The sequence below is a fragment of the Chryseobacterium ureilyticum genome (genome assembly GCF_900156735.1).
GTDB classification, from domain to species: domain Bacteria; phylum Bacteroidota; class Bacteroidia; order Flavobacteriales; family Weeksellaceae; genus Chryseobacterium; species Chryseobacterium ureilyticum.
Window position 1 is genome coordinate 1,394,046 of the sequence record NZ_FTOL01000001.1, and the last position, 13,345, is coordinate 1,407,390.

Consider the following 13,345-nt stretch of genomic DNA (forward strand, 5'->3'; position numbering starts at 1 on the left):
AATGAGAAAGATACTTTTCTCCATAGGTACATTAATATTTGTGGAAAATCTGAAGGCTCAGCTTACTCAGCTTTCTAATACAGATAACTATATTCAAACTAAAGTATATCTAGATTATAATCTGGCAGGCCAGCCAATAAAATCATCAGAAACAGTTCAGTACATTGATGGATTGGGGCGCGTTAAACAATTAGTCAATATAAAAGCAAGCCCCTTAGGGAGAGATGTTGTAACTCCTATTATTTATGATAGTTTTGGAAGGCAAACCAGAGATTACCTTCCTGTCCCTCAGTCTGGTACTCAAAATGGAATTTATGCACAGGGGACGTTAGTAGATTTCCCAGTTGGGGATCCACAGGCAGTTTACTTAAATGAAAAACCTTTTTCTGAACGAACATTAGAGAATTCACCTTTGGAGAGGGTTCAACAACATGTTCAGGAAGGAAAAGACTGGGAGAACAAGCCAGTAAAATTTAAATATAGTATCAATGAAACTGGAGAAGTTCGTAAATTATTTACTACTACAAGTGTTGTCAATAATGCTACTAAATCCACGATTGAAGATGGAGGTACCTACCAAGCTGGTCAACTATATAAAAATATCATTATAGATGAGGATGGTAATCAATTGATAGAATTCAAAAATGGGAAAGGTCAGGTTGTACTGCTCAGAAAAATAGTGAGTGCAACACAAAATGCAGATACCTATTATGTTTACAATGAATATGACCAATTAGCTTGGGTAATTCCTCCTTTGTTGGCAAAAATGCAATCATGGGGACTAGCAGAACAGAATGCACTGGCTTACGAATATCGATATGATGGTAGAAATCGATTGGTAGAGAAAAAAGTTCCTGGAAAAGGATGGGAATATTTAGTTTATGATAAAAAGGATCGAATTGTACTTATACAAGACGCAATGTTGGGAAGCAATGATAATAGTTTTGGAAGAAAAGGATGGCTGTTTACTAAATATGATCAGTTTGACAGGGTTATATATACAGGCTTTTTTGGTAATATAGCAACAAGATCTGCCATGCAGACTGCTATCAATAATATGACAGCAAATCCAGGAAATAGTGAAACCAGAAGCACCACCCCATTTAATGTAAATGGAATGGATATTTATTATAGTAAAAATGCATTCCCCACAGGAAGCATGACGGTTTTAAGTATAAACTATTATGATACTTATCCTCCATTACCATCCACCGTTACAGTACCATCATTTATAATTAACACTGAACAAACTATCTTAAGTGATAAAATAGGAAAGCAAACTACCAAAGGTTTACCTGTTGCTTCCTATGTAAAAAACATTGATAATGATCAATGGACCAAAAATTATAATTGGTATGACCAGAAAGGAAGAATGGTGGGAACACATTCCATAAATTCACTAGGTGGCGAAACCAGAATGGAATCTCTCCTTGATTTTTCTGGTGTAATTAAACTATCAAATACTTATCATAAAAGAACAGTCACTGACACAGAAATTGTTATAAAAGAAATATTTGATTATGATCATCAAAATAGATTAATATCTCATAAGCATAAAGTAAATGATAATTTTGAAGAACCACTAAGCATTAATACCTATGATGAGCTTGGGAGACTCATTAATAAAAAAGTTGGTAAAAATGATGATGATGGTGTTTTACAATCTATTGAATATCGCTATAATATCCGAGGCTGGTTAACATCTATAAATGATCCATCAGCTTTAAATGGTAGAATTTTTGGAATGAAAATAAAATATCAAAGCCCTGAAGATCCTAATTATAGTAAAGCAAGATATAATGGAAATATTTCTGAAATAGACTGGAAAACATCCGTTGGAGATAAAATATACAGAAGATATTCTTATAAATATGACTCTTTAAACAGGCTTACAGAAGGGATTTACTTAACTCCAGAATTGGCTTCAAATACTCATAATCATTTTTATGATGAAAAAATTTCCTATGATTTAAATGGTAACATTGAAACTCTTGATCGCTTTAAGAATCCTCCACCTGGGCAAAACACACCAATGCAGATTGATGAGCTTGTATATGATTATGAAATTAGTGAAGGGTCAAATAAACTCATTAAAGTAACTGATAATAATATGAACCCCTCAGGATATCCTGCTGGTGGAAATACTATTGAATATGATCAAAATGGGAATATGATAAACCTATTGGATAAAAATATCAAAAGTATAACGTATAATTACTTAAATCTTCCTATCAGAATAAATGCAACTGTTGGTGGTCTAAAACCTGGAACGAGTGAAGGCATGGTACATTCATATAACTATAGAGCCGATGGTACAAAATATGGAAAAAGAGTAGATAATATTAATCAATTTGGTAACGAGTTTACAGAAACGGATTATATCGACGGCTTTCTATATGAACGTAAATACAGTAAACTAAATACGGATCAGAACGGATATGATAGTGGTTTTTCACTGTCGTTTTTCCCAACTTCAGAAGGATTTTATAACTTTACTCGTAAAGAATATGTGTACAATTTTAAAGATCACTTAGGAAATGTTAGGTATAGTTATAAAGCAGCTGATGGTGGTGGTATTTTTTTAATGGAAGAATCAAATTATTATCCTTTCGGGCTACAACATCAAGGATATAATGATGGCGGTAAAATACCAAATAACAGTGGAGGTTATCTTAATTATCAGTACAAATATAATGGTAAAGAATTACAAGAAACTGGAATGTATGATTATGGAGCCAGAATGTATATGCCAGAACTTGGAAGATGGGGTGTAATTGATCCACTTGTGGAGAAAACAAACGATCCTTATGGTTATGTATGGAATAATCCTGTAGGATTTGTGGATCCAACAGGAATGCAAGGGAAAAATGATTATAAACTTAATCAGGATGGATCTGTTACTCTTATTAGACCAACAAATAAAAGATCAGATACTCTTTTTGCGACAGATAAAAAAGGGAATGTTGATTTGAACAAAAGTGTAACTGTAAAGAAAAAGGAAGTATCAGACAGTACAATTATTAGTCAATTACAGTTTGATGCAAACCGTGGTGGTGGAGAATTACTTGCCTCATTACGTGTTGGAGAAGGTGATGTTTCAATAGGTCAAACAACTAATGTTAATGATGCAGTGGGGGTTTTTAACTTTATGAATGCCAATACAAAATCAAACATAGAAATAGCACTTTTCAAATATGATAAAGGAAAAGGAGTAAATTATTTGTTGGCTACTCAACATTCTTTTGATACATTGACAAAAGCCTTTGACACTGCAATGAAAAAGTATATTGGAGATACAAATAATCTGATTGGTTTTATTCATAATCATGATGGTTATAATGGAAGCCATCCAGATGAAATAGGGAATCAATGGGGAGACGATCAGAATACCAGAAAAACCACTTATACAAGTGTTTTAAAAAATAGTAATATGCTACCAAGGTTTATGACTGTTCACGAAGGATTAGGAAATACATTAATTGAACTACATAGAAGTGGACATACTAAGACAAATATGCAACTAACACCTGCAACACTTAAAAGTTTAAATAAGATTCATTATGATAATGCACAATAGATTATTATTATACGCTGCTTCAGCCATGATATCAGTGCTTAGCTGTACTAAAAAAGAAATATCTTTAGATCAGCAGGTAAATGGAATTATTGATTCTCTTTCAAAAAATAATGGCAACCCAAATAAACTTTTTATTGTACAACACCAAAAAAAATGGAACAGGAATTATATTAAAATATCAACTACTGAATTTTTTAGTAAAGATTCTGCCAAGTACATTGTTACCAGACATGATAAGTTAATTGTTTACTATTCTAACTTTTTTATGAAAGATAATAAAGTAATAGATTGGAATAGATATGATCATTTGATATACAAAGAAGGCACAATTTCTATTTTTCACCCCACATCAATAATTTTTAAGATCAATGAAAATGGATCAATTATTGACAAAATAAGTGATAAAGAGAAAAGTCAATTATTTACATATGGAAATTATATGGTTCCTGAACCCGTTCCAAATAGATAATAGTCAATTATTGTTTTTATTAACATAACACGAGGAAGGATACTATTTGTATCCTTCCTTTTACATTTTAAGTTAAATTTATTTTTGTAAACTTAAAGTTTTTATTGAAATTTCTTAGATAGAATATTCAGTCTTGTATTGTCAAACGAATGTGAATTTGTATTATTATCCATTATTTCATAGCATATTTCCTAGAAATTTGTTAAATCCTATACTGCCCCGCCAATCAATCTCAACACTTTTGATGGAATGCAAAGCAGGTTTGTAATTTTAAACAAAATTGCTGCATCAATTTAGACGGTCAAAAGGACGGTCCGATCAGATCGGGTTTGTCTTTTTGACCAAAAAATAAAAAAACGGCAATTACAATTGCCGTTTTACTAGCTGTTTACTATTATAGTTTACCTTCTTCTTCTAATGAAAGATGGCTTTCAGATGTCAAAATAAAGTGATCCAGCAAATGAATATTCAAAAACTTTGCTGCTTCCTTAATATTCTGTGTGATTTTCAAATCTTCTGCAGAAGGTTTTAAGTTCCCTGACGGATGATTATGTGCTAAAATTATTGCTGATGCATTACATAAAAGCGCGGCTTGCATAATAATCCTCACATCAACGATAGTAGAGGAAATACCGGATTCTGAAATCTTCTTTATTCCCAAAACTTTATTAGCCTGATTCAGATATAATGTAAAAAATGATTCACGGTAATCTATTATCTCATTATCAAAATGCTCACGAAATATCATAACTGCATCCCTGGAGTTTTCAATAACCTGTTCACAATTACCTTTTCGTGAATAACTCAGCTTTATTTCATTGACAATATTATAATTCATTTTGTGTGCTCTGTATACGGCAGAGACTTATATTTCCCGTACTATATTTTGGTTATAAATTTAAATCGTTTCTCTTCTCCTTCAAATCTCTAATGCCTCTCAAGTTTTCGCTAAATATTTTTCAAAAGAAAAACCGGAAAAAAGAAAGCAGATATAGAGTGTTGACAACGAAGGAATACCAAAAGGAAACGGAATAATTGGAGGGTACCTTTAGGGATAAATCCGTTTATGCCGTAGTCTTTTGGTGGCTTAAGAAATGGCTGACAACAATATCTTAGCAGCCTTTTTATCGGTATTCTATTGAGAATATTTTCCCAATTATTCTTCTGATAAGTTTGCGTTTTTGTAAAGGTTTACAGAATATTCAAATGAGCCATTAGCGACCTATTACTGCAATTGAAAGACAGTTTAAATACTTATGTTCACAAGCCTCGTAGCTTCATAATTCAATTTTGAATTATGGAATTTATACTCATAGAAAAAAACGCCTACGAAGCCCTGAATAAAGAAATTGTGGAGCTTAACAAATTGCTTTCAGAACTAGTAGCACCATATCAATCCATCTATAGTAAAAACAGGTGGCTGGATAATCAGGAGGTGTGCCAGCTTTTGAATATTAGTAAAAGAAGCCTGCAAAACTATAAGCAAAAAGGTCTATTGCCATGCACATGCATCAGCAGGAAAAATTATTTTAAATATAATGATGTAATCGCACTACTACAATCAAAAAGTTAAACCTATGCAATCTATAAAAAATGCTACCGATGAAATCTTATCCCGGCTTAAAGATATAAATGCTATTAAAAAAAATATTCAGCAGATCAGCAAATATTTACGTCCATCCCATCAGGAAGAAAAATATCTAACTGGTGTCGAAGTGTCTCGCTTGCTTCACATCAGCAGGCGCACACTTCAACAATACCGGGATGACAGCATGCTACCCTTTGTAAAAATTCAGGGAAAAATATTGTATAAGGAATCGGATATTTTAAACCTGCTGGATAATAATTACAAAGGAAAATGATATGGGAAAATCTTATCAGCTAAAAGCAGCTTCCAATTCCTTAAAATTATGTGAGACTTCTTCCATGTCCCTGCCGACTTTCTCATTCAGGATTTTAGCATAGATCTGGGTAGTGCCTATGTTTTTATGCCCCATCATTTTACTGAGGCTCTCCAACGGGACGCCTTCACTTAAAAATAAAGTAGCAAAAGTATGCCTTGCTACATGAAAAGAAATTTTTTTCCCTTTAAGGCATTCCACTTCCTCTATAAGTTTTTTAAGGTTAACATTACACTGGCGATTGCCTAACATACTAAAAAGTAAATTGTTATTTGCAGTATCATCATACTTTGCGATTATCTTTTTAGGAATATCGAGCAATAAAACATTTGATGATATTCTTGTTTTTTTACGACGGAGAATAATCCATGTATTGCCATCAAAAAATTCGCGTATATGGCTCTTATCCAATCTTTTAATATCACCATAAGATAGTCCGGTAAAGCAACTAAATAAAAACATATCTTTTATATACTCGATATTTTTTTCCATGGGCTTATATTCAATAAGTGCTTCCAGTTCTTTTTTCATAAGATAGCCTCGGTCTGTATCCTTACGAATATTACAATACTCAACAAAAGGATTGTCATAAAGTAATTTTCGGCTAATGGCCAGCTTTATTATTGTTCTTAAAGATACCATGTATAACCATATTGTATTTTGGCTATTCTTTTTTTCATTACGCATATAATAATCGAAATCCTGCACAAAAGCACAATTTATTTCCTTTAAGACCATATCAGTTTTGGCATAATTGAACATAATAAAACCAGCTAAATTATTACGAAGTATGGAATACGTAAAACAAGTAACTTTGGATCGGGTACCACTAGCTACTTTCTTTTTAAAGTCCACGATAAAATTATCCAAGAATTGCAATAATGTAAGTTCGTTACTATCCAAACCAAGAAAAGTATTTTTTAGTTTTTCACTAGTTACAGTTCCATCTTTATCCAAAATCCGTAAATAATACTGCTCTATACGTCCTCTTATTTTATCTAGCCTTTGATTAATTTCCATTGCTTCACGACTTTTACCGTTTACCCTACTATATTTTAAGTCCCATTGTTGTGGATTAATCTCCAGCTTGGTACTAAACTGAGATATTCTGCCATTAATGGTTAATCTTGCCATAATGGATACGGTGCCATTTTTCTTAGGCGCGTTTTTTTTCAAGTAAAATAATAACTTAAAAGTAGATCTTTTTGTAGTTTCCATAACTCAATGTTTTGAATATTTAAAATTAAGCTCAATTGAGTTATGAGGCATCATGAAAAACAGCGTAATAAACTTAATTACAACCTCTTAAACATTTACACCTAAAAAACATTGGTAACGATTTGGTAACCTTCTTTTTCAGTTGAGACTTCTTTAAGTCGCTTTTCAATGCTTAATTCCAATTTTACCATTCCTCTAAAATTCTTTATTCATGCGGGGCTTCACCTGTTTTTACATTTTTCTGAGCATTCAGTACTTTTATCATAAAATAAATACAATAATTAATCACTAAAAACAATTATTATGATTCAGTCAGTAACATTTAAAAACCTTAATTGGAACGTAGCAGCAGATTTATATTTACCTCCAAACTTTGATGAAAATAAAAAATATGCAGCCATTATCAGTGCTCACCCAATAGGAAGTTGTAAAGAACAAACCTCTGGAAACGTGTATGGAAAGGCTTTAGCAGACGCAGGTTTTGTCGTATTGGCATTTGATGCATCCTTTCAGGGAGCAAGTGGCGGAGATATCCGTTTCATAGAAGATCCTACGCTAAGAGTGGAAGATTTCCGTTACGCCTGTGATTACCTTGTAACGCTTCCTTATGTAGATGAAAAACGTATTGGAGTTTTGGGCATCTGTGGTGGTGGTGGCTATGCTATTAATGCAGCAATGACAGAACGTCGTATCAAAGCTGTAGGAAGTGTAACAGGAGCCAATTATGGTAGACTTTGGAGAGAAGCTTTTGGAAACTGGAGTCCTATAGAAACTTTAGAAAAAATTGCGGAACAGCGTACTGCTGAGGCAAGAGGTGCAGAACTTCAGATCAATCCTTTTTTACCTCCTTCCGTGGAAGCTGCAACAGCTGCAGGTATTAAAGATATTGATGTATTGGAAGCTACAGAATATTACAAAACACCAAGAGGAGAAAAGCCAAACGGAGCAACTAGTTATCTGTATTCGAGAAGTAGCGCAGCCATGGGTTGGGATGCTTTTTATCTTGCAGAAGTTTTATTAACTCAGCCTTTAATGATAGTAATCGGTGATAAACCTGGTGGTTTCGGGGCATACAGAGACGGACTGGAAATTATGAGAAGAGCCAGATCAGAGAAAAAGGAACTGGTAATTGCAGAAGGATGGTCACACTATGAATTGTATGATCAGCCGGAACCTGTTAAAATAGCATTGGATCGATTGATTCCTTTTTATCAGGAAAATCTATAGTAGTCAATACAAAAAAGCATTGTTCAAATAATGAACGATGCTTTTTTTGTTATATGCTTAAAAGCTTTTTACCAGCCCTATTCCTACTATTTTATTCTGATAAAAAGGCATAACCATGGTAGATGACAATAGTTTTTTTTCTTTGTTTTTTCCACGTAACATACTATCAATTTTAGGGAAAAGCCAATAAACAAGTTGAGTGGAAAGTATTCCAAAACCTGCACCTGCCGCAACATCCCCCAACCAATGTTTATCATTTAACATTCGATACACTCCGGTAAAAATAGCAAAAGGATATCCTGAAAGACTTAACCAAAAATTGGTGTCCTTATATTCTCTGAACATAAACTGTGCAGAAGAAAATGCTGTTGCAGAATGACCCGACGGAAATGATAAGGTATTGGATCGATCAGGTCTTTCCTCTTTGACCAGATATTTCAACGGCATGGTAAAAGCTGCAGAAATTAATTGAGAGGAAACATAAATAATTGTACGGTCTCTAAGGTTATGCTTTCCTTTTATGCCCATAGCATTAAGTCCGTATACCATTACAGCGGGAGCATATTGGGTATAGTTGTCCAGGTTGATACGTGCAGGCTGATGTTCATTGATTTCCGTTCGGGTGGAAAGGTTAAGCTGTTTTAGATTATTCATGGTTAAACCAGCCACGCCATACGCAATTAAAGCTCCGGGAATAATAAGACTTTTATAATTAAGTTTATTCTTTACAATACTATCCTGTAAAGGAGCCTGTATCGTGGTACTATCATTGATGCTTTGTGCACTGATGCTACAATAAAAAGAATTGAAAGCAATAACATAAATGAGTGTTTTTTGAAGAAATTTTACCATTGTAATAAAGAAGGAATTTTAAAATGATTAAGAAGACGTTTCACGATATTTTCTTTGAGAAATAAAAATCATTATTACCATTAATAAAAGAGATACTAGGGATGCATTCATTGTTCCTAAATCAAGACCTCCTTTTGCCAGAGGTTTCGTTAAAAGGTCACCAAATGTTGCTCCAAACGGACGAGTGAATACAAAGGCGATCCAAAACAAAAGAACATGATTAATCTTGGTAAAATAATGAAGTAAGACAACAATTAGAATGATTACTCCTGTAATACATGCTCCTGTCATATAACCCAATCCTAAATTATCACTCAGGAAATCCCCGAAAGCTGTTCCCAGACTATTGGAAAATAATATGGCTCCCCAATAATAGAATTCTTTATTTCTCTCAAAAATGGGATAAACCTCAAGATTACCATATCTTTTATTCCATAGAAAAAGTGAAATTAACAGCCCGGAAAGAAGAATTAAACTACCCATTAAATATCCTGTATGTAATGTTCGGTCTATGAAATCAGAAATTTCTGTTCCTAATGTTGTTGTTCCGATAATAACAAGCCAATAGACTGATGGACTATATTTTTTAAGAGTAAGCTGTACAGATAATATAAGAATGAAAAATGCTAACGTAATAAAAATTCCCATGGTATAGCCCAGATGTAAGGTCATGGAAATAAAATCACCCAGAGTTTCTCCTAATGTGGTTGCTACAATTTTCATGAGCCAGAAAAGTATGCTGACTGCTGCTACTTTGTTTGCCGTTCTCATTGTATTTATTCTTGTATTAAGTTGAAATCGATTTTGTTGAAAATGTTTAGGAACAAAATTTTCAAATAATAACCTGTTCTTAAATAATAAATTGATTATGTTGTTTTAAATTTTGTAAGCACATTATCCTTATAGCAGTAGAATTCATGAATTGTCTTTTTTCCAAATGCATATACTTTTTCAATATGCACTTCATCATAATGTTCCATCAGATTATGGTATTTTTCTTTCAGGTCCCCGGATAATTCTTCTGGACGGATACTTTTTTCAATCTCTATTCCCTCATGTGCTTTATATTCCAATACCAGGCGGGTATCTTTCCAGGATACTGTATAAATATTTTTTTTAGCTGTGGATGAGCTATTGAAAGCAATTTGATCCTGCTGAATAATCTTACCTGAAGTACTCGTCATTAAAGTAATTCCTGATACAACCATGGCTCCATATCCTATTTTTCTGAATAGATTTTCGCTAAGATGTGGAAGGATATATTTTACAGTATAAGAAGAAACGATAGCAGCGACGGCAATTGCAATTCCCAGCCATAAAGCCGTATTAGAATATAATCCCAGTGAAATATAGATGATCAATTTTATAAGGTGAAGAAATACTTCATTAGCAGCACGGGTAGCAACAATCTCTTCTTTTTTTAGTCCGAATTTCAGATAAAAACGATTAAAAAGAAGCCCTACCGCTCCGGTAATTCCTGAGATAAAACCTGCCATAAAGCCGATGAGTGCCAATGCTGATTTAGGATATTCTTTTCCTGTTTCTTCCACTTTATTTTTAGAAACAAATAATTGCGGAAGATTGGCAATCAGAAAAAAGGCTACAACCAATTGCAGATAATTCGGATTCACATATTTAATCAGAAAAGCACCTAATAATACAGCCGGAATAGAGAATGGAACAAACCATAAGAAAATTTTCCAGTTGATATGCTGTTTAAATACAGCAATTCTTGAAGCCGAACTGGTAAAAGTACCAATCGTAAGAGAAAAAGGAACCAGTGATGTTGGTAACAGCAGATTCAAAATAGGAATCAGGATAAGGCTTGCACCACCACCACAAATAGCACTGATCCAGAATGCAAGTATTGTTCCTGCGAACAAAAAGACAATTTTTAAAATCATTTCCAAATAGAATTTACACTTCAGTATGTAAATATTTTCACTACAAAGGTGCAAACTGATTTAGAAGAAATTTTGAATTTTGCTTTAGCAGATGTTAAGAAAATTATAAATTAATAGAAAAAATATGTTGCCCATTTTCAAACCTGTAATGGATTGTCCAATGATGAAACTTGCAGATTTCCTGAATGATAGAGAGTCCCAACCCACTTCCATTATTATTGGCAGACAACTTTGAAAATCGTTTGAATAAAAGATCTTCATTAAGTTCTTTATCTCCGGAATTCGAAATTTCAAAAACAGAACTTGTGAGCCGAATGGAAATGAAACCTCCCTGAGAAGTATGTCTAATAGCATTGATAATAAGATTATTAATCATAACCTCTATGAGGCTGCTGTTACCATTTACCCTAATATTACTTGCTATTTCCTGTCCTAATTTTATATCTTTCTGTTCAAAGTGTTCCTGTAGAATAGCAATAATTTGATACAATATTTCATCCAGCACAATCGCTTCAGAGTTATCAAACTGATGATTCTCTATTTTAGCCAATAACAAAAGGTTTTTATTGATCCTGGAACTTCTTGTAAGTGCTCTATTCATGTCTTCCACAATCAGATATTGTTTTTCCGTAAGATCGTGATCCTGTAGAAGTAAGTCCAGCTTATTTTTAAGAATTGCAAGTGGCGTTTGAAGCTCATGAGAAGCATTTTCGGTAAATTCCTTTTGGGTTTTATAAACGGAAATATTACGTTCTATAAGTTTTTGAAGGGCTTGATTAAGTTCTTCAAATTCTGTAATATCGGAAGCTGGAAATTTAATTTTATCTTGACTATTGAGATTAAATGTTTTTAAACGATTCAATGTATCCCTGAATGGCTTCCAGATAGATGCAGATAGCCTTCTATTAAGATACAAAAGCCCAATAACAATCATAATGAAGAAAAAAACAGTGATCATTGCTATTATTCCAATAGTTTCATGAGATTCCTCTATATTGGTTTCTATGGTGAACAGATAAGGATTTCCCTGAATATAAATTACTTTCTTAAGACATCGATATCTTTCTTTCTTATTTTCAGAGGTAAATAAAAGAGCCTTTTCGTTAATATAAACACTATCTTTCCTGATTTGATCAGCGGAAATCTTTTCAATATTTGTTTCAGGCTGAATATGATTCCATAATTGAAGACTTTCTTCCAGCTGTTTTCCAGATAATTTTAACTGATTAAATTCATAAGCTGTTTTCTCTACAATAATCTGATTGTGCTCATCCAGTTCACTTTGCCAGATATTGTCCACCACAAAATAATATACAGGAATACTGATGGTGAGTATAACAAGTACATAAATAATAAAAGGTTTTGTAGTCTTATTTAAAAGTGGCTTCAAGATGATTAAAGTTTTATATTCAAGATTTAATACTGATTTAAATTATTCAACTCCTTCCCACCTATATCCCGTTCCGTACACAGTTTTTAGGTAATGCTCTGATCCTGCGTCATACAGCTTTTTCTTAAGATTTTTCACATGGGCATAAACAAAATCATGATTGTCAAGCATATCGGCAAAGTCTCCGGAAAGATGTTCTGCTAATGTGCTTTTAGAAATCACTTTGTTTTTGTTTCCGATAAAATAAATCAGAAGATCAAACTCCTTTTTTGTTAAAAAAATAGGTTCATTATTTACAGCAACAGACTTTGCCAAAAGATCAATCTGAAGCTCGTTTTGCTTAATCACATTAGAACTGCTGAACTGCTTTCTCCTGATAATGGAATATACTCTCGCCATAAGTTCAGAAAGATGAAAAGGTTTGGTAAGATAATCATCCGCTCCCAGTTTTAATCCTTCAATTTTGTCATCCAGTGCATTTTTTGCTGAAATGATAATGACCCCATCCTGTTTTTGCTGTTTTTTCAGTTCCTCTAAAATCTTAAGTCCATTTCCATCTGGAAGCATGATATCCAATAGAATACAATCATAGTCAAAAGTTTCTATCTTACTCATAGCTTCATTGAATGTTCCAGCATTTTCGCAGAGATAATCTTCTCCGGATAAATATTCAGAAATACTTTTTGCAAGTTCAGCTTCGTCTTCAACGATTAAAATTTTCATGGGATAAATCTATCACTAAATTTTGAAGAAATTCTGAAGTTTCCATAAATAATATTCTCAAAATTCAGACAACTCTATGGTGAT

12 protein-coding genes are annotated in these 13,345 nt (G+C 33.1%); 5 read left to right on the plus strand and 7 right to left on the minus strand.

All coding sequences use genetic code 11. The features are described from left to right. Position 1 precedes the first annotated feature (1 nt). Together BW983_RS06070 and BW983_RS06075 are read left to right on the plus strand one after the other, a co-directional pair. Entirely contained in the window at positions 2-3,577 is a 3,576-nt protein-coding gene (locus BW983_RS06070) for a DUF6443 domain-containing protein (protein WP_076550707.1), read from the plus strand. Further along, complete coding sequence (locus BW983_RS06075) at positions 3,561-4,046, plus strand: hypothetical protein (protein WP_167369962.1); 486 nt, start codon at positions 3,561-3,563, stop codon at positions 4,044-4,046. The genes BW983_RS06070 and BW983_RS06075 overlap by 17 nt, the downstream gene beginning before the upstream one ends. 394 nt (positions 4,047-4,440) lie before the next feature. Here BW983_RS06075 and BW983_RS06080 read toward each other — a convergent pair whose 3' ends face one another. Further along, positions 4,441-4,884, minus strand: coding sequence for a JAB domain-containing protein (locus BW983_RS06080; protein WP_076550711.1), 444 nt, complete (start codon positions 4,882-4,884; stop codon positions 4,441-4,443). A 459-nt stretch (positions 4,885-5,343) separates the two neighbouring features. On the opposite strand from BW983_RS06080, the gene BW983_RS06085 reads away from it, so the two are divergent. After that, positions 5,344-5,619, plus strand: coding sequence for a helix-turn-helix domain-containing protein (locus BW983_RS06085; protein ID WP_076550713.1), 276 nt, complete (start codon positions 5,344-5,346; stop codon positions 5,617-5,619). A 4-nt stretch (positions 5,620-5,623) separates the two neighbouring features. Further along, positions 5,624-5,908, plus strand: a complete 285-nt coding sequence (locus BW983_RS06090; RefSeq protein WP_076550715.1) for a helix-turn-helix domain-containing protein — start codon at positions 5,624-5,626, stop codon at positions 5,906-5,908. Positions 5,909-5,923: 15 nt separating this feature from the next. Here the strand turns inward: BW983_RS06090 and BW983_RS06095 are convergent, their stop codons facing one another. Continuing rightward, positions 5,924-7,165 carry a site-specific integrase gene (locus BW983_RS06095; RefSeq protein ID WP_076550717.1) on the minus strand — a complete coding sequence of 414 codons (1,242 nt, stop codon included), beginning with the start codon at positions 7,163-7,165 and terminating at the stop codon, positions 5,924-5,926. Positions 7,166-7,468: 303 nt separating this feature from the next. On the opposite strand from BW983_RS06095, the gene BW983_RS06100 reads away from it, so the two are divergent. Continuing rightward, positions 7,469-8,392, plus strand: coding sequence for an alpha/beta hydrolase (locus BW983_RS06100; protein ID WP_228408968.1), 924 nt, complete (start codon positions 7,469-7,471; stop codon positions 8,390-8,392). Between the two features lie 57 nt (positions 8,393-8,449). On the opposite strand, the gene BW983_RS06105 is transcribed toward BW983_RS06100, so the two are convergent. The 5 genes from BW983_RS06105 to BW983_RS06125 all read right to left on the minus strand — a co-directional run bounded on the left by BW983_RS06105 (position 8,450) and on the right by BW983_RS06125 (position 13,261). Next, positions 8,450-9,244, minus strand: a complete 795-nt coding sequence (locus tag BW983_RS06105) for a phosphatase PAP2 family protein (RefSeq protein ID WP_084184331.1) — start codon at positions 9,242-9,244, stop codon at positions 8,450-8,452. Between the two features lie 27 nt (positions 9,245-9,271). Further along, positions 9,272-10,015: a COG4705 family protein gene (locus tag BW983_RS06110; protein ID WP_076550719.1), complete on the minus strand. Its 744-nt coding sequence runs from the start codon at positions 10,013-10,015 to the stop codon at positions 9,272-9,274. 95 nt (positions 10,016-10,110) lie between these two features. Continuing rightward, positions 10,111-11,148, minus strand: a complete 1,038-nt coding sequence (locus BW983_RS06115; protein WP_076550721.1) for a sulfite exporter TauE/SafE family protein — start codon at positions 11,146-11,148, stop codon at positions 10,111-10,113. Between the two features lie 103 nt (positions 11,149-11,251). After that, positions 11,252-12,538, minus strand: a complete 1,287-nt coding sequence (locus BW983_RS06120; protein WP_076550723.1) for a sensor histidine kinase — start codon at positions 12,536-12,538, stop codon at positions 11,252-11,254. A 42-nt stretch (positions 12,539-12,580) separates the two neighbouring features. Then, a complete protein-coding gene (locus BW983_RS06125; RefSeq protein ID WP_076550725.1) occupies positions 12,581-13,261 on the minus strand; it encodes a response regulator transcription factor in 681 nt (226 codons plus the stop codon). Positions 13,262-13,345 lie beyond the last annotated feature (84 nt).